Here is a 17522-nt window from a genome sequence, read left to right on the forward strand (position 1 = left end):
CCTCCAGCACCCCGCAGTGTACCATGAGGTCGGCGAAATGCTGCCGTGCTCCGGACATTACTTGCGGAACACGCTGCGCAGTGAGATGCGCGGGACGGGAAGGGAGTTGGGATATGTCCGCACGCGATTGGCTCCACGAGCGGCTAGCCGATCGACCTCTCTTCGATCACTCCTGCACCCCGCCCCAGCGGCTTGCTTCCCGCATCCCTGCCGGATATTTCCACCGTTGCTTCCTGCCTGACGCTCTGCCGGACGCACAGCGCTCGGCTCCTTTTACGCTTCCCTATCGCCTCGCACTTCGCTGGCTCGCTGAACTCCTTGGTTGCGACCCAACCGAACAAGCTGTCCTTGCCGCCCGTGCTGAACGCTCTCTTGATGAGTACGAACGGGTCCTCGCGGATGACGCGCGCCTTGGCCCTTGTTGTGCCATCGTTGCCGAAGACGAAATGACCCGCTCCCCTACCGAGTGGGCAGCGATCATCCAACGCCCCGTCGGATCTCTCGTTCCGATCGAGTCGCTTGCCGAACGGCTCCTCCCGCACTGCTCCTCCTGGGACGAACTCCGTACCCTTTTCGCGCAATCCCTCGCCGAGGCAGTCGGTCGCGGCGCGCTCGGCTTTGTCAGCGACTTCCCGCAGCGAACGTCGCTCGCCATCCAGCCGGTGGATGTCGCCACGGCCGACCGCTCGTTTCACGAAGTCCGCGCCGAGATCGACGCCGGTTCATTTGGGCAGCTGCAGCATCGGAGACTCCTCTCCGCACTGTTCTGGGTCGCGCTCGAGGTCGCCGCAGAACTGAGCCTTCCCTTCCAGATTCTTCTGGCTCAGGGATCAGCCCGAGATCCCCACGCAGACGATCCGTCGCTCTTTCAGATCGTTCTCGATGAACCACGCTATCAGCACGTCCCGCTTGTCTTCGTGAGTGCCGTTCGCCTGCATCCGCACGCACTCGTCCTCGCCCGCCGCTATCCGCACCTGTACCTTGATCCTGGTCCAGCATTCTTGAGCCGTCCTAGCGAGGCACCTGTGCTGCTGCGCGAACTCCTCGCGAGTGTCCCCACGACCAAGCTGCTCGCCTCTACGGGTGGCCAGTTCCTTCCAGAGCGCCAATGGTTCGTCGCGCGGATCTGGCGCCACGCGATCGTCCGTGCCTTCGGCGCATTGATCGATGAGGGGCTCTTAACGCTCGCCGACGCTGAGACGGATGCCACCTTGCTCCTTTACGGGAATGCCCAGCGCATCTATCGTTTCCCATCGTAGAAGCAGGGGGTCATGTATGCGCACTGAACTTGAGCACCGGCTCGCCCGCTCACGCTCGCTCCTTGCCGAGCATGGCATCGATGCCGCGCTCATCGGTCCCTCCGCAGACTTCCGGTATCTCACTGGGCAACCAGCAAGCCCGAGTGAGCGACTGCTCGCGCTCGTGCTTCCCTGCGACGGTGAGCCGGTTCTCGTCGTTCCAGAACTCGAAGCGCCACGATTCGCAGAGGTGGGTGTTGGCACCGTACTGCGTTGGAAGGACGGCGAAGATCCTCTTCAACTTCTCGCGTCTCAGCTCGAACGATTCGCTGCGCACACAATCGGCATCAACGATGAGTTTTGGGCCGCATTTCTCCTCCCTCTTCAGGAGCAGCTGCCGAATCGCCGCTTCGTCCGTGTCAGCCCTCTGCTCCAGACCCTCCGCATCGTCAAGAGCCCTGCTGAACTGGTCCTCCTCCGCGAGGCCGTCGCTCGCGTCGACGCCGCCTGGGCACGCTTCTGCGCGAGCGAGCAGCTCGTCGGGAGAACAGAACAGCAGATCGCGTGGCGTCTGACCGAACGGCTACTCGAAGCGGGACTTGACCACGTCGAATTCTGTATCGTCGCCAGCGGCCCGAACGCCGCCTCACCGCACCATTCGACCAGTGATCGCATCGTCCAACCTGGTGATCCTGTGGTCATCGACATTGGAGGTCCATACCAAGGCTACTACGCAGACATGACGCGGACGCCGGTCGCTGGTTCGCTCCGCGACCCCGATTTCGCAGCCGCGTACGAGGCCGTGCTTGAAGCACAACAGGCTGCCTTCGCAGCCATGCGTCCTGGCGTGCCCTGCGAGGAGATCGACCAGATCGCCCGTGAGGTGCTCGCCCAACACGGCCTCGCCGAAGCGTTCATTCACCGCCTCGGGCATGGACTGGGGCTCAGCGTTCACGAGCCTCCGTATCTCGTCCAAGGCAACCGGGACATGCTGCAGCCCGGGATGGTCGTGACCGACGAGCCCGGCGTCTACTTTCCAAACCGCTGGGGACTCCGCATTGAAGACGTCGTTATCATCACAGAAGAAGGCGCAGAGCGACTTACCGCCTCTCCCCATGAGTTGCTTGAGCTGCCGTGACACATTAACGCGCCGTATGCTTGTCAGCGACCGCAACCGCATTCCCGCCGCGCCGCTTGGCAGCATACAGCGCTTCGTCGGCCGCACGGAGCAGCATGTCTGGCGTATCGCCATGCTGTGGAGAGACGGCAATGCCCAACGAGATTGTGAGATGAACAAGCTCATCACGAACCTGGAACGGCAAACCGGCTATCGCGTGACGCAGTCGCTCCGCAACTTCTTCCGCCACCTCGAGATTCACGTCAGCGAGCACCACTGCGAACTCGTCACCCCCGTAGCGCGCGACGAGATCACTCGGGCGCAGCGACTGCGCGAGGCGTTGCGCCACCGCTTGTAGCATCGAGTCTCCAAAGAGATGCCCCTTCTCGTCGTTGAGGGTCTTGAATCCGTCAAAATCAATGAGGATCACCACTACGCTCTCCACCCGGCGATCGCGGAGTGCACGTCGCAGGTGCTCAAGCAGTGCACGCCGGTTCGGCAATCCAGTCAGCGGATCACTCAGTGCCTGGCGCTCTAGCTGCTCCGTCAGTTCCACTTGACGCATCAGGAGCTCCAGATGTACGGCAATATTCAGTGCCAACCGGAGATCCTCCTGGTCAAGCCGGTGTCCCCTCCTGCTCTCGATGTTAAGGACACCAATCGGCTTACCATTCCGGCGGAGCACTGCCACCACTTCGCTCTCCATCGGGAGATCCGGCTGCGGATCGAAGTAGTCCGGATCCTGGCGCACATCCACCACCAACTGGGCCCGGTTCTCCCGCACTGCTCGACCCGTTACTCCTCGATCGGCCCGCCATTCGTTGTAGGTCAGGCCACCTTCGACACGAACTGCCCGCCCCACGAAGCGCGACCCATCCGGGCTGAGCAAGGCTAAGCCGACCAGCCCATATCCGAACTCCCGTTGTAATCGATCAGCCACTATCTGAAAGGCCGCATCGAGATTGCGGTCCTCACTAACCATCCGCGTCAAATCGTGCAGCAGCTCAAGCTCCATCAGGCGACGCCGTTCCAGTGTCACGTCCTGAAGGACAAGCTGTACCTGCGGCTCCCACCGAGCACCGGTTCCAGGAAGTTCGACAATCCGCGCATGAAACTCAAGAATCCGAAGCCGCTTGTCAAGGGACAGCACCGGGATGACCGCCCCAACAGATGGTGCCCCCACTGGACGCTGACACCACTCGTCCCATGGTAGTGGAGCAAGAGTTCGGACCACCTCTGGCAGTCGTACACCAAGAAGGCGCTCCGGACGCTCATAACCGAGGAGCCGAGCCGCCGAACCATTCGCCAGCCGCACACTTCCATCCATTGCGCACAGGAGATTCCCAACCGGTTGCTCCTCAACAAGCGCACGATACAGTTGCTGGTTCAAGAGGAGTTCCCGGCGAGTTTCAGCGACCGTCCAGGCCACTGCCAACGCTTCGGCTGCCGAGTCGTACAATTGCATATCAGCACGGTCGAAATCTTCCATCCGCCGAAGATAGACTGAGAACAAGGCAACGACCCGTCCGGCGCGCCGGATCGGCACTACGATCCCTGCCTCGAGCCCGGTCTCGCGGCGGATTTCTGGGGCTGTGACCACTCGCTCATCACTGGATCCTTCCCGCATATCGACAGGTCGGACAGCTGACTCCAATACTCGGTGCACGAGCTCCGCCGCTCGCCCATGCGCCTGCCGCTCGACCTCACGTAGAAACGCCGCTGGGAGCCCGATGGCACCCGCATTGAGAAGTGCGTCGTTCTCCCAGTCGACCCGCCATACCGCCAACGCCGGAACTTCGAGAATTCTCTGCAGAAGCAGAAGACTCTGCATCAGCCACTCGGGTGTCAGTTCAGCCAGCAAAGTGAGGTCGGCTTCCACCTGCCGCAACGCATTGAGCTTGACAAGCTGACGGCGCTCCCGATCGCGCTCCCGCTCCAGTACCGACTTGGCCAATGCGACGATCCGCTCCAGGTCGACGACTGTGATCGGATCGTACAGCACTGCACCACAGCCAGCAGCCAAAAACTCCGGCGTCGTCCCTGACTCACCGTGCACCATCGCCACGAACAAGAGCCCGGACCGTGCCTGCGTCGAGAGGTCGAGCGCATAACGGCTGAGCTGCGCTCCATCAACCAGAACAACGGTCGGTTTCTCAACAAGTGCCGAGGTGAACGATTCAGGCCATTCCTCCAGCGTCACCACTTGGCCGACCCCAAGTGCTTCTGCCAAACGCACTACGGCAGCTCGTCGCACTGGATCTTGGTCGATAATGATCAGATTGAGATCGCTCGACCTCTCCACGTTTATCGCCTCATTTCCCGGCGCAAGTGATCTCGGTTCCACCGAGCGTACTTCCATCTTACCCGACCATTTGTCAGTCACCACTAGGACTTTCTTCCCAAATCGGACAGCGTTCCTGATCGTATGCCTGCCGGAGCGCTGCTGTGTTCACCGTGCATTCTCGCGGGATGCACCTCAGTGAGTTCCTCACCGCGGTATCGCCACAGATCGAGCGCCCACCAGCGACTCGCGAGCGCGACCACGACACATCCGATCCCACCCAACGCCATCGCACCCGCTGGCCCCACAACGCTGGCAAGGAGACCCGCTTGGAACTGCCCCAGGCGTGGCCCACCAGCAGCAAAGACCGAGGCGAGTGCACCGATCCGGCCACGATAGGCATCCGGCGTCGCCAGCTGCCGGACGGTATGCCGTAGCGCCATACTGACGGCATCGAGCCCACCAGAGAGAGCGAGCAGCGTGAGGGAGAGCCAGAACGAGCGGCTCACTCCGAAGAAGGCAAGGGACGCACCGTACCCCACAACCACCCAAACCATCACTCGCCCGGGATGCTTCGGCATTGAAAGGAACGCAAAAAGAGCTGCTCCCGCAATAGCGCCGATACTCGGCGCGGCAAAAAGGAGCCCGAGGCCTTCCGGTCCCACTCCGAGCACGTCCCGGGCAAAGACTGGCAGGAGCCCCGTCGCAGATGCCAGAACAACAGCGAAGAAGTCGAGCAGCATGAGTTGCCAGAGGACGGGCCGTCGCCGCACGAAGGCGAGACCATCCGTAAACGCTTCCCAACCACGCCGTTCCGGTTGGGGAATCGGAATGTCGCGCCGCATCAGCAGGAGAGCAGCCACGACAGCGAAATAGCTCAGCGCATCAGCCCAGAATGCTGCCGCAACCCCCAACCGCGCGATCACGAGGCCACCAAGTGCAGGTCCAGCGACCGCCGCAACGTCCCACGCCAGCACGTTCAGTGTCAAGGCGTTCGCCAATCGCTCGCGTGGAACTAACGCCGGAATCAGGGCCTGTCGGGCTGGTGCATCGAACGCCATCGCCGCGGCAGAGGCAAAAGCAAAGGCGTACAACAGTGGTAGTACTGTCCACCCCAAGCTGACACAGACGGCAAGGCCGGCCAACAACGCCGCCGCAACTGTCTGCGTCACCAGCAAGAGTCTCCGGCGATCCACTTGGTCGGCCAGTGTCCCGCCGAACAGTGAGAGGCTGATCGTCGGAATCGCGCGCGCCAGCGCGATACCACCGAGCTGGGCCGGCGAGCCAGTCAGCTCATACACGAGCCAGCTCAGCGCGACTGTCTGCATCTGTGTGCCAAGCATGGAGACAAATTGCCCGGCCCAGAGTAGGCGGAAGTCACGGAAGCGCAAGGCAGCCAGCGCTTCCGTCCACCGAACAGCCACCGCCCTCCTCCCTCCAACCATAGTCGGTAGAGCAGCGTATCATGAATACCGCCTACCGGGTTGGTACACTCCGATGGGTTGATGGGAGGAATCTTCAGTGCAGCCAGGTGTCATACGCGTCGTACTCTACACAATCCTCGGTGCCGCCCTGACGGTGCTGGTCATTGGTGTACCCACTGCCCTCGTGCCGAATCCGATCTTCGGGCGGATGATTCCACCTGACACGGTCGACTATCTCGTGTTTGGCATCACGGTCGTACTGGCCGCGGCGCTGGCTGCTACCTACGCTTGGCCCGCTGCCTGCCCACTTCCGGAGCGTCGGCTTGTCGCTGGCACCATTACCACCTACTTTGCCGTTGGCTGCCCCACGTGCAATAAGCTGGTCTTGCTGCTTCTGGGTAGCGGTGGGGCACTGCAGTGGTTCGCACCGCTCCAACCGGTGCTCGGGCTGTTGGGAATCGTGCTCCTGGCATCCTCGCTTGTCTACCGGGCACGCGTGATTTGGCCCACCCGCATGGGTCACGCAGATTCGGTCGAACCCTCTGTCTAACCTGTACTCACCTCGGGTTAGGTCTGCCGAGCGCCTTCTCGCCAGCCCTGCCTCGCTTCCTTTCCCCCGGCTCGCGGCCGGCGTGTCCGCCAATCCCACACGGCACGCTTTTGAATACCAGCCGTCATCGCATGTGACCCGCTCTCGCCACCACTGCGCGGTCTCTGTGAAACTCACCGTTTCGACCGGTACGTCTGCGTTTTCCACGGCACGCCCACTGGCAGAACAGTAGTTGCCGCAAACCGCGTTCTGCTCCGCTGACGTTGCCCAACACCAGAGAGCCCCTGTCCGCTTTTCTGTCCACTTTGCTCGGCAGGCCACTCACACCACCATCAGCCAAGAGGCATTTCCCATGGTAAATGCTGGATGTTCAGCCACTGGAGACGACTGCCGGTTAGATCTGCTCAGGGGAGCACGTACCGTATTCGTCCCCCGCAACCTGCGGGATGGTTCCTGACGCGAATGGCGCCATGCGCACGGCAACCCCGCCGCACTACACAACCTTGCACGCCACTGAGAAGCTGCGTATACTCTTCCTGGTGGTGAGCGGGTCATGGGCCGCTAGCTCAACTGGTAGAGCAGCTGACTCTTAATCAGCGGGTTGGGGGTTCGAGTCCCTCGCGGCCTACCGCAAAAAATCAAGGAAATCGCCCCGGGCCACCCCGGGGCGAACGGTTTCTGACGACCAATCTGACGACCATACCGCGGGCGGGTTACCCGCGTGCTCCCACTTCGGCACGAACCTCCTCACGAAGCCGGCCCGCGACGAACTGTGCAAGCCGCTGCAACACGCGGTCAAGGCGTTCCTCATCTGGGACGGAGAAAAGCGCATCAGACGGTATAGTCATCGCTCCCCATTCCCAGCTACACTTGTCGTAGAGGGGGTTGACCATGAACGCCCAAGACACCGACACGGGTTACAAACGACCGCTACATGCCGACATAGAGCACTGGGATCCGTACCTAGGGCACTGGCCTTGGCCAACGAAAACTCGGACCAGATCTCCGGGAAGACATACAGCGCCCGTAGCAGGATCCTGGGGCCCATCTCTCGCTGCCCATGCCGGATCCGGGACCGTGCTGGTCCAGAAATCCCAAGCACTTTGGCCATCTCGGCATTGTTCAGTCCCATCTCCTCCTGTAGCGCGACGAGCTTTGCCGTTATCACCCTCATACCGCTCCTTCCTGTGCCCATCGTACAATACAGTGTGCTTTACGTCCAGTCCGCGGTGGTTCGAGATGTCGAGAGAATCGTGTAGCCATTGCCGATGGCGCGATGCGGCTACAAGCGTGGGGTGGCCCACGAGTCCTCGACTGATCTGATGCATGGAAGGAGGCTGCCATTATCGGTCATGCCGTACGTCTTGCACAACATTCCCGATCCAACTGCACGAAAATCGCGTACCGTCCGTCACTGGATTCCCCTACCGTTGAAGGTATGAAACGGGAGCGACGACCAGAGGACGTCTCATTTGGAAAGCGCCTGAGGCGATTTCGTGAGGCTCTCGGCCTCAGTCGCAAGGAACTGGCTGCGTTCGTTCATGTCAGCCCGGATACCATCGCTGTCTACGAGAATGGTTGGCGCGGCCCGAGTCGCGAGGTCCTGCAACGTCTCGCAGACGCCCTCGGTGTGCGGACTGATGCCCTCCTTGGATCCGAACCAGAAGAACAAACTCTCAAAGCACTCCACCTCCGCCGCGGAAAGGAACTCATCGGCCGCGCCGACACTTATTACGAAAATCTGCTAGAATTGTTTGAGTTTCGCGAGTGGATCGAGCAAAGCCGGTTACCAACTCATGTCCGATCACACCTCATGCGTGCGATCGCAGAGGCTATCCAGGAGTACGAGGCGCTCCAGGATAAGGACACGCGGGACCGTAGCTAATAGGGGGTAACGCGAGCATACATCTGCGCGGCGATGCGCTACAACGGCTCCAGGAGTTCATCGGCCGCTACGACCTGCACCGTCGCTGCTCCCTACCGGTTCCCATCGAAGAGGCAGCAGAAGCCGAGGGGTTTCAGCTCCGTATGACGCCACGGCTCTGGCCACTGAACGGGTTCGCCATCACGATCGGTCCAGTCCGCCGCATGGAGATCAGTGCCGACCTCTCTCGTTCCTGGCGCCGTTGGGTCATCGCGCACGAGCTGGCACATGTCATCCTGGGAGATCCCTCGGTCCTCCATTTGTGCGCAGCCGACGATTCCCTGTTGACTCACTGGTTGCGCGAGCGGATCGAACGCCGAGCAAACCATGCTGCAGCCTACCTCCTGATCCCTGAATGGGTCGTTCGTGAGACACGGAGCCTAGAGCAAATTGCGGCGCGCTGCTCGGTGCCAAACACCCTTGCCGCGATCCCCCTACTCGGTGAACTTCCGAGTTCACTCGCACATGACCTGAGCCAGCCGATTATGCAGGCACGGCGTCGACACACGGACACGGTTCTGGTCCAGGATGTCTCCGCGGAGGTGTGTCATGTCTGAGCAAGCCCGAGAACTCTATCTCCCAGAGCATCTCGTTCGCACCTTGCCATCCGCGGTCCGAAACACGCTCTGCCGCCTGCCAGCGGAACGACAACAAGAATTCGTCGACTATTACCGGCGGCGCCGTAAGAGCCTCGGTACGGCATACCTGCTGTGGCTTCTGCTCGGTTGGCATTACGCCTATCTTGGACGCTGGGGTTGGCAGATTCTGTTCTGGCTGACCGCCGGCGGCTTCCTCGTCTAGTGGTTCATCGACCTCTTTCGCCTCCCCAGTCTCGTCTCGCAGTACAACGAAGAGGTGGCTACCACTATCGTGCGCGATCTGGCGATCATGAGTCAGGTCTAAACCTAGGTGAACACCGTACTACATTGGAAAGGCTGATTAGTGAATGCCACGCCGTGGCCGATTTGAGGGGACACTCTATCACCGTGCCGATGGTCGCTGGGAGGCGAAGGTCGGTCTGGGTTTCATCAATGGTCGTTGGGTCCGCAAGTCGATCTACGGGCGCACCCGACGGGAGGTCCAAGAAAAACTCACCATCCTCCTTGCAAACGTCCAACGCAGCCTACCGGTCCTCGACGAACGCACAACCGTCGGCGAGTTCCTCACCCAGTGGCTCACTGCCATTCGCACCCGCCTGTGCCCCAAGACCTTTCGGTCCTACGAGCAGATCGTTCGTTGACACCTTGTCCCCGTGCTCGGCGCCATACCACTTGCCAAGCTGCAACCGCACCGCGTGCAGTAGTTCGTGTCGTCACGGCTTGAACGTGGTCTGTCCCCACGAACGGCGGACTATTGCCGCATCGTCCTCCGTGGTCCGCTCAAGGACGCGGTCAAGAGGGGCTCTGTTGCCTGCAACTTTGTTGCACTGACGGATCCACCGCAGCGCGATCCTGCCCAGCATCGCGCCTGGATTGTCGAAGAGGCACGCCGTTTCGTCGCTACCGTCCGCGGGGCTCGACTCGAGGCGCTCTATACCGTCGCGTTGGCATTGGGCCTTCATCAAGGCGAGCTGCTGGGGCTCTCATGGGACAATGTCGACCTCGAGCACAGGCTTCTGTGCGTCATCCAACAGCTGCAGTGGATCGGGAGGAAACCAGTGTTGCTACCACTGAAAAGTGGCTCGTCAGGACGCTTGCTTCGGGTTCCTGAGGCCCTGCGCGCTGCGCTGCGCCGTCATCGCGCTCGGCAGCGCGAAGAGCGCGACTGGCTGCTTGTCCGGCGTGGATTGGGTACAAATGGAACCTCGTGTTCACCACCTCCCGTGGTACGCCCCTGGATCCCAAAAAGGTCTGCTCCTAGTTCCACCGTTGGTGCATGCGTGCGAAAGAATGGCTCGTAGCGGAGCTGACTCAGTAAGCCAAGCAAACATCATGGCATTGGCAACCATCCCTATGAACTCAGGCCGATTGATCGCGCTGAAGGTCTCATCGAACTTGGCGAGTACCGCATTGATGCCTGCAGGACGACCACTCCCAGCCAAAAGCTCGACAGTCTCGAGCAGCTGCTCGATCACGTCGGCCTGGTCAACAACCCGCACCAGAAGACGCTCCAGCCGTTCCTGCTGCTCCGGAGTTCCATGGAGACCCATAGCCATCTCTTACCCACTCATGACACCCCCTAGTGCCCGAAGAGGTTCGCAAACCGGTACCGCTCAAAGCCGACCTTGACCGCTCGAAAGGCCCGCATCCCACCCAGCAACCAGCAATCCGGTACTGTTGAACGGCCAAAAACCTTATCGGTAAAGTTGCACCAGACCGCGGCGCCGATATACCCTGTATCCATCACGCAGATTCCCACCATCTTGTACAACTCGCCAAGGAACGCCCCACGCTCCCGATCAATGATCTGGCCGATCACATGCTCTGCTTGGAAGTGTGCAAAGACACCGGCCATACCGAGCCTGATCGTGGGGGCTACCACATCGCCGATTCCCCACACCGTCTCGAACCGAGGTGAACGCATCGAGGGAAGCAGAACGTCCATGTAGCCGTCCGCTGTTGTCAATAGCGAGTTCCTTATCGCCATCGCCTCGGGGCTCCGATGATGTGGCACCACGATGGCAAAAGTTGTACGCTAACTCCCGCCCGTCAGCCGCAACAATCACCCTTCTCCCAGGATCGTCCCGCACGTAGACGAAGCCCCGTTCAAAGTGCACCCCAAAGTCGTTGAGGAACCGGCGGAATCCCTCCACCATCTGCGGGCCGAACGTCTCCATCGGATCTTTCCAGGGATGGAACACCGTGATGTGCGTGCGCTCCACCACCCCGCGCTGCTCAGCAAGGTACTTCAGCATAAATGCGACTTCGAACGGCGCCGGCGGACACCGATACGGCCAGGAGAGCGGTCCTACCACCACCCGCCCACCAGCGAAGGTGCGCAACCGCTCGCGAAGTGCCAGCGCTGGGGCAAGCTCCCACGGGGCCTCGCATCCAGCCACGTCCGGCGTCTGCACGAGCTCCGCCCCTAACGCGACAATCAGGTAGTCGTACTCTACATTCCCCTGGTCGGTCTCGACGGTCTGCGTCTCCGGTCGGATACCTGTCACAGTCGCTCGCATAACACGTGTCCCGTAGCGTCGCTCCAGGGCCGCTAACGGGCGCCGAATCTCCTCTGGCTCCCGCTTTCCGACCGCTACCCAGAGATAACTGGGACGAAACTCGTGCCACTCGCTCCGGTCGATCAGCACAACCTCAAACTCGCCCGGTCGCGCCCATTTGCCAAGCCGACTGGCGGCAACTGCCCCACCTGACCCTCCTCCGAGAATGACGACGCGTTTCATAACCACCCCTCTCAAGACCCACGCGCCTGAGGGCTCCGGCTACTCAACAGACGGGGTTTCGCACTTTATCTTCACCGGATCCTTCCGCTCTCGCAGCATAAATCGTGAGAACCAAAACGGCAACGCGTTTGAGTGAAGGCGTTGTGTCGTCATTGGGTAATCAATCGGAAAGAGTGTCTTCATGAGCACCGGTGGAGCCCCATCCCGTGCCATGGAAAGGCAATATGCTTCCGAACGCAACGATCTCACCCACTGCGGAAGAAGTTGATCTGACGGGTTTCCTTTTGCCCGGCCGACGAACTACTCCACGGCGTTTTCCTCATTTGAGAGGCACCCTGAAAAGACTCTTCTCGCGGTTTCGCTGGTTGCTCACACCAGCTGCAATCCCAAAGCAGTCTCTTCACGAACCAGTCGTGACGTCGCTTTCCTACTTGCATCCCCCAATCCCCTGCACGGGAGTGACGCGATACACTCGTGCTGCAGTGTTCATCAGCCCCGGAGATCCCCGAACACCGACATAGCCGCAGGCTCTGCCCGTGAATGGTGGGAAAGGCGGAGACCGATAAGCCGGATGATTGTCTTCCCGAGCGACAGTATCGAGACACCCGGCCACCTCGCACTTCCAGCATGAACCCCCATGCCAGGCGTCGTCGTGATTCAGGAGTGGTGGGGGCTTGAACCGCAGATGAAAGACGTCACTGATCGGTTCGCTGCCGAGGGTCTCGTCGCCCTTGCACCCATCCTCTACCATGCCAAGATCGGGACGGAGCTTGACGAGGCGCGTCATCTGGCCATGGAACTCGAGGGCGAGCAGGCAGTCGCAGAACTCGTTGCGGCAGCTCGGTTCCCCTTTCCCGCGACGATGTCGTTGGCTCCACCGTCAACGTGGTCGACTTCTACACGGGTGGCACGCTTTCCTTACTCGCCACCTACGCGAGTGCCTTCTTCGGGACTCCCGCCGTCTTTACCTGGGCGTAACCCCAATTCGATCGAACAAGTGCGATCACTGCATTGCCCACTGCTCGGTCGCTCCGGCGAGGCGGATCTGGATATTTCGCCGAGTGAGGTAGAACGACTTCGTCGTTTCCTCGAGGCCGCGGCCACGCAGTTTGAACTCTAGAGCTACTCAAGCGCGCCACACGCCTTCTTCAATGACACGCGTGCCAGCTATCGTCCTGAGGCTGCAATCGAGGTATGGCGTCGTACGCTCGTCTTTCTCCGGCGCCATCTGGCCCGCTGACACACACTCGTGCGCCGTGGCGGCCATCGGCAGAGCCGGATCTCCTTTCTCGAACAGTGGTAAAAGGCGACGGTGCCACACTGGTGAGCTCACCGTACTGCCCCGGAAGGCACCAAGAAACTCGCAATCTTCAACACCGCTCCTCAGCATTTCTCGCGTGCGGTTATTCGAGGTATCCCTCCTTCGAACCACCGACCACTGCAACTGAAACCGGTTGCTGCCACCAGAAGCGGATCTCCGCTCGTGAGAAATTCCGTTGGCCGCGTCTCGTCACTGCGAATCCGCACCAAGCGCATCGGCCATTCACAAGAAAGAATGCGCACTCCCTCAGGAAAACTCCCATACCAGTCGTCACGCTTGGGGTGGCACAATGCACACAGCGGACTGCTGCGTTGGTTCTCTGCGGGAGGCTATCGCATGACGAACCGCTGGACCATAACCCGACGCCACTTCCTGATCGGTCTCGCCACGATGCCCGTCCTTGTTGCGTGTGGGCAAGGATCCTCCTCCAGTGATTCGGAACTCGTCGCGTGGCCTTCCCGGGATCGCTGGCCACCGATCTTCTACCAAGCCTCACCGGAAGCCCAGGAGGCGTACCGTTACGCGGCTGCACACCCCGAAATCCTCCAGTACTTCCCTTGCTACTGCGGCTGCGGTGAGCAGGGACACCGCTCGGTCCTGGACTGTTCGATTGAGGAGTTCCGTCCAGACGGTTCGGTTGTGCTGGGTCGCATGACCTTTGGCTGAGCGATCTGCATCGACATCACGCGTGACGTGATGCGGCTCACAGCTGAAGGGCGACCACTTCGGGAGATCCGTGCCTATATTGACCAGACCTACAGCAGCTACGGTCCTGGCACGGACACGCCATGGCCGCCATGAGGTGACTGACGCCGTTGCATCCCGATCCGCAGGACCGCCTGGTGCTTCGCCTTCGCGGCTCTCCGGGCAACCCAAAGAGGGATCAACGTCCTGTTTGTCTGCTCCACTCTGCGGCATGCTGCCACGGAACACCTCGTGGCAGCATGCGCTCTCCGGCATTACCTTGGTCACCTACCTCCACCCAGCATGACCTGATCGCCGCCGGTGCGGGGGTCGCTCATGGCGCATCGTCCGCATAGTAGGCAAGACCAAGCAACCCCGGGCCGGTGTACAGGGCCATCGCCGGGCTGAACGAAGTCACATACTGCTCAACCGTTCGGAAACGCTGCGCGATCTCGTGCGCCAACGCCTCGGCCTCCCAAGGCGTACCGGCGTGCAGCACCGCAACGTGCAGCGGACGGTCACCAACGTCGCGCTCCATGCGACGCAGCATGGCGTCAATGGCTCGCTTCCGAGTGCGCACTCGCTCGAGCGACACGATCTCACCGCCCCGCAGGGTGAGGATCGGCTTGACCTGTAAGAGATCGACCGCGAGCTTGGCAAGCCAGGGCGCACGTCCGCTACGCACCAGAAAACTCACCGTCTCCAGCACGGCGAAGAAGCGCAGCCGCGGGCGAAGCTCTTCGACCCGCTGCACAACTGAACGCAGACCGGCACCACGCTCGGCACAACGCGCCGCCTCGAGAACCAGGAAACCCTCCGCCATCGTCGCTGCACCACTGTCGATCACTGTGATCGGCACGCCGGTCACCATGCCGGCCGCCGCAACGGCAGCCTGGTACACGCCAGTGACCCCCGACGAGACATGAATCGAGACAATTCCCTCCACGGTTCGACTCAGCGCCTCGTAGACCTCCACAAACTCACCAACCGCCGGTTGCGACGTCGTGACAATCTCCCCCGCGGCCAGCCATGCGAACGCTTCCTCAACCGAGACATCGACCCCATCCCGGTAGACGCGCTCGCCTCGCACGATGCGTACTGGAACGACTCGGATCCCGTACCGCTCGGCCAGCTCTGCAGGCAAGCAAGCGACGCTATCGGTGACAATCCCGAGCATCCGTCACTACTCCCCCACCTCCGGCGGCCACCGTTCCTCGTCCCGGTCGTACCAGAAGCGTCGCCAAAGCACCTCGCGGCGGAGCGCTGGATCTCGTGGTAACCTTCGGCGGTTCGCCTCCAGCCGCTTGAGAACTGTGATCAGCAGCATGCCAGCGCTGCCACGTAGGGCAGCATCTGACCCGCCACTGAAAATGATGACCCCAGGAAGTACTGCCAGTCCGAAGAGCGCCAGGACAGGCGTTCGACCTACCAGACGCCCAATCGCAAGCGCTGCCAAGAGGACGAGCACTCCTGCCGGAAACACCACCAGAAGCATCCCCAGAAACGGACTCAGGCCGCGTCCCCCGCGAAGCCCCAGCCACGGAGACCAGTTGTGCCCGATCACAGCTGCCAGCCCACAGGCGACCGCCATCCCCGCTCCTCCTCCAAACTGGTACGGCAGGTACGCAGCCAGTCCACCCTTCGTGACATCGACGAGCCCAACAGGCACGATGGCCCACCGTGCCACCGCGTAATACACGCCCGATCCACTGACGGTCGGAAACCGTTCTCGAAGGTCAGTTCCTGCGAGGAGATATGCCGCGATCTGGGCCGTCGGAATGGAACCGAGCAGAAATCCGGTGACCAGCAGGACAATCGTGTCCATATCGGCACCACATCTACGAAGAACGCCATATATAGTATAGGAGATATGGTGAATGCTCGGAACTAGTGTGAGGGAACTCTCCCTGACTCAGCCGCTTGAGGAAGAGGAGCGGCCGATGTCCGAGCAAGAGAAAGACGAAACCGCGATGATCAGCCAGGCTCCTGCGCTCGTATGGGATGAGGCAACTTTTCTGGCTGCATTGGATGCGGCAGTGACGGCCCTCGGCGACCATGCTGCCAGCCTCGATGCGCTCAATGTTTTTCCAGTGGCCGATGGAGACACCGGTACCAACCTCCTCCTGACTGCACGAGCAGCACTCCGCGCCGCACGCAACGTGGCAGGTGAAGGGCTGCCAGCAGTCACGGAGGCTGCGGCGCGAGCCGCCCTGCGTGCGGCACACGGGAATTCCGGTGTGATCTTGAGCCAGGTTTTCCGCGCCCTCGCGGAGACGACGCGAGAACATACGGTACTGGACGCCTTCGCCTTCAGTGACGCGCTCACTCGCGCTGACGCGCTCGCCCGTCGTGCGCTGCTTCATCCCATCGAGGGCACGATGATCACGGTGCTGCGTGCTGTGGCCGAAACAGCGGTACGCGTCGCTGAGACAGGGGGCACACTTGCGGACCTGTTCCTAGCCGTGCGGAGGGCCGCCGTCGCAGCAGTCGCTCGGACTCCCGAGTTCCTCACGGTGCTGCGCGAACGTGGTGTGGTTGACTCAGGCGCCCAGGGTCTCGCGGTGATCTTCGACGCCTGGACAGCATTGGCCTGCGGTGAGGAGATGGAGCTCCGACCGCTCCCTGTCCCATCGAAACCAGTTCCTCGATCAGATAAGCCGACAACCGGTTATTGCCTGAACGCGCTCCTGTATTGCGATGGCACCCCGCGCGAAAGGATCGCACAGGAACTCGCTCGCTACGGAGAGTCGATTGAGGTCATCGGTGACGGCGATCTCCTGCGTGTCCATTTACACACCACCATGCCGGACACGGTACAGGGGTTCCTGCGTCACGTGGGTCAGATACGGTCGATCATCATCGACAGTTTTAGTGGCGAGCCTGCTGTGGTTCCCCTCACCGAGCCTCGGCAGTCCATCCTTGTTGTCCTCTCAGCCGCCCCTGGGATCGTCACCTTGGCGCATCGCCTTGGGGCATACGGGATCACGACGAACCGGAAGCCCCTGTCAGCGAGTTCGCTCATGAGCCACCTCGCCAAGCTCCCTGTGGAACAGATCGTCGTGCTTCCTAGTAGTGACACCGACGTGGAGATGGCACAACAAGCCGCACGCACGCTTCACCCACGACTCGCTGTATTGCCTGTGCGGTCACTTGCGGCACAGCTCGTGGCTCTTTCCTTCCTTGACCCAGAACGCGACCTGGACGAGACAGTGCGAGAGATCCAAGCTGTATTGGCCCGTCTGCGTACGGTTGATATTCTGGCGAGTACAACTGGTCGTGACGGGGGAGACAATGTCCTAGGTCGCATGACTAGCCTCCCAGCAGTAGCACTCCAAGCACTTTCCTCTCTTGATCCCGAGGATGCCGAGCTGTGCTCCATCGTCATCGGGGAGACCGTCGGCCGTATCGAGCCCGTTCGGCAGGCTATCCTGGAACGCTGGCCACACCTGCAGATTGAGCTCTTCTGGGGGCATCAGCCTGCTCCACCCTTGTCTATCGCCCTCGAATGACGCCACGCAAAGTTACTGCTGCCCCTTCTCGACCGCAAACGCGACGCAACTTCTCATGCAGGACTCGGTAAATTACACACCAACAGTGTGCCGCTCTTTTGCTCGTCCTGAGTCCTCGCTCGAGGCGCTGCACC

At 61.2% G+C, this 17522-nt stretch carries 18 protein-coding genes, 1 tRNA gene and 1 pseudogene; 12 read left to right on the forward strand and 8 right to left on the reverse strand.

Annotated features, from left to right (window positions below; translation table 11 throughout):
- Positions 1–113: 113 nt before the first annotated feature.
- Both NET03_RS09815 and NET03_RS09820 read left to right on the forward strand, forming a co-directional pair.
- Positions 114–1259 carry an amidohydrolase family protein gene (locus NET03_RS09815; RefSeq protein WP_252128739.1) on the forward strand — a complete coding sequence of 382 codons (1146 nt, stop codon included), beginning with the start codon at positions 114–116 and terminating at the stop codon, positions 1257–1259.
- Positions 1260–1275: 16 nt separating this feature from the next.
- Positions 1276–2376, forward strand: coding sequence for a M24 family metallopeptidase (locus NET03_RS09820; protein ID WP_252128740.1), 1101 nt, complete (start codon positions 1276–1278; stop codon positions 2374–2376).
- Between the two features lie 4 nt (positions 2377–2380).
- On the opposite strand, the gene NET03_RS09825 is transcribed toward NET03_RS09820, so the two are convergent.
- Positions 2381–4657 (reverse strand): diguanylate cyclase domain-containing protein, encoded by a 2277-nt coding sequence (locus tag NET03_RS09825; protein ID WP_252128741.1) that lies wholly within the window; start codon positions 4655–4657, stop codon positions 2381–2383.
- Positions 4658–4740: 83 nt separating this feature from the next.
- Positions 4741–6060, reverse strand: a complete 1320-nt coding sequence (locus NET03_RS09830) for an MFS transporter (RefSeq protein WP_252128742.1) — start codon at positions 6058–6060, stop codon at positions 4741–4743.
- A gap of 97 nt (positions 6061–6157) precedes the next feature.
- On the opposite strand from NET03_RS09830, the gene NET03_RS09835 reads away from it, so the two are divergent.
- Entirely contained in the window at positions 6158–6610 is a 453-nt protein-coding gene (locus NET03_RS09835) for a hypothetical protein (protein ID WP_252128743.1), read from the forward strand.
- A 555-nt stretch (positions 6611–7165) separates the two neighbouring features.
- Positions 7166–7238, forward strand: a tRNA-Lys gene (locus NET03_RS09840).
- 85 nt (positions 7239–7323) lie between these two features.
- Here NET03_RS09840 and NET03_RS13615 read toward each other — a convergent pair.
- Positions 7324–7458, reverse strand: coding sequence for a hypothetical protein (locus NET03_RS13615; protein ID WP_286207375.1), 135 nt, complete (start codon positions 7456–7458; stop codon positions 7324–7326).
- A gap of 590 nt (positions 7459–8048) precedes the next feature.
- Here NET03_RS13615 and NET03_RS09845 point away from each other — a divergent pair.
- The 4 genes from NET03_RS09845 to NET03_RS09860 all read left to right on the forward strand — a co-directional run bounded on the left by NET03_RS09845 (position 8049) and on the right by NET03_RS09860 (position 9774).
- Entirely contained in the window at positions 8049–8495 is a 447-nt protein-coding gene (locus NET03_RS09845) for a helix-turn-helix domain-containing protein (RefSeq protein WP_252128744.1), read from the forward strand.
- Positions 8496–8638: 143 nt separating this feature from the next.
- Positions 8639–9091: an ImmA/IrrE family metallo-endopeptidase gene (locus tag NET03_RS09850; protein WP_252128745.1), complete on the forward strand. Its 453-nt coding sequence runs from the start codon at positions 8639–8641 to the stop codon at positions 9089–9091.
- Complete coding sequence (locus NET03_RS09855; RefSeq protein WP_252128746.1) at positions 9084–9335, forward strand: TM2 domain-containing protein; 252 nt, start codon at positions 9084–9086, stop codon at positions 9333–9335. Before NET03_RS09850 ends, NET03_RS09855 begins: the two co-directional genes overlap by 8 nt.
- A gap of 145 nt (positions 9336–9480) precedes the next feature.
- Complete coding sequence (locus NET03_RS09860) at positions 9481–9774, forward strand: hypothetical protein (protein ID WP_252128747.1); 294 nt, start codon at positions 9481–9483, stop codon at positions 9772–9774.
- 570 nt (positions 9775–10344) lie between these two features.
- On the opposite strand, the gene NET03_RS09865 is transcribed toward NET03_RS09860, so the two are convergent.
- The 3 genes from NET03_RS09865 to NET03_RS09875 are packed head-to-tail and all read right to left on the reverse strand — an operon-like array spanning position 10345 to position 11874.
- Positions 10345–10689: a hypothetical protein gene (locus tag NET03_RS09865; protein ID WP_252128748.1), complete on the reverse strand. Its 345-nt coding sequence runs from the start codon at positions 10687–10689 to the stop codon at positions 10345–10347.
- A 23-nt stretch (positions 10690–10712) separates the two neighbouring features.
- Positions 10713–10952 carry a hypothetical protein gene (locus tag NET03_RS09870; protein WP_252128749.1) on the reverse strand — a complete coding sequence of 80 codons (240 nt, stop codon included), beginning with the start codon at positions 10950–10952 and terminating at the stop codon, positions 10713–10715.
- The gene (locus NET03_RS09875; protein ID WP_252128750.1) at positions 10933–11874 is read right to left on the reverse strand and encodes an NAD(P)/FAD-dependent oxidoreductase; all 942 of its coding nucleotides are present in this window, start codon (positions 11872–11874) and stop codon (positions 10933–10935) included. The genes NET03_RS09870 and NET03_RS09875 overlap by 20 nt, the downstream gene beginning before the upstream one ends.
- A gap of 637 nt (positions 11875–12511) precedes the next feature.
- On the opposite strand from NET03_RS09875, the gene NET03_RS09880 reads away from it, so the two are divergent.
- From NET03_RS09880 to NET03_RS09885, 3 genes and pseudogenes are all read left to right on the forward strand, one after another.
- Positions 12512–12994, forward strand: a complete 483-nt coding sequence (locus NET03_RS09880) for a dienelactone hydrolase family protein (RefSeq protein WP_252128751.1) — start codon at positions 12512–12514, stop codon at positions 12992–12994.
- A 12-nt stretch (positions 12995–13006) separates the two neighbouring features.
- A pseudogene (locus NET03_RS13840) lies at positions 13007–13114 on the forward strand (dienelactone hydrolase family protein); the annotation flags it as partial.
- A gap of 471 nt (positions 13115–13585) precedes the next feature.
- Positions 13586–13996 (forward strand): PCYCGC motif-containing (lipo)protein, encoded by a 411-nt coding sequence (locus NET03_RS09885; protein WP_286207386.1) that lies wholly within the window; start codon positions 13586–13588, stop codon positions 13994–13996.
- 217 nt (positions 13997–14213) lie between these two features.
- Here the strand turns inward: NET03_RS09885 and NET03_RS09890 are convergent, their stop codons facing one another.
- Together NET03_RS09890 and NET03_RS09895 are read right to left on the reverse strand one after the other, a co-directional pair.
- The gene (locus tag NET03_RS09890; protein WP_252128752.1) at positions 14214–15056 is read right to left on the reverse strand and encodes a DegV family protein; all 843 of its coding nucleotides are present in this window, start codon (positions 15054–15056) and stop codon (positions 14214–14216) included.
- A 6-nt stretch (positions 15057–15062) separates the two neighbouring features.
- Entirely contained in the window at positions 15063–15704 is a 642-nt protein-coding gene (locus NET03_RS09895; protein ID WP_252128753.1) for a glycerol-3-phosphate acyltransferase, read from the reverse strand.
- 115 nt (positions 15705–15819) lie between these two features.
- Between NET03_RS09895 and NET03_RS09900 the strand changes: the two genes are divergently transcribed.
- Positions 15820–17388 (forward strand): DAK2 domain-containing protein, encoded by a 1569-nt coding sequence (locus tag NET03_RS09900; RefSeq protein ID WP_252128754.1) that lies wholly within the window; start codon positions 15820–15822, stop codon positions 17386–17388.
- The last annotated feature ends 134 nt before the right edge of the window (positions 17389–17522 follow it).

Source organism: Thermomicrobium sp. CFH 73360 (assembly GCF_023806465.1).
Lineage (GTDB): Bacteria > Chloroflexota > Chloroflexia > Thermomicrobiales > Thermomicrobiaceae > Thermomicrobium.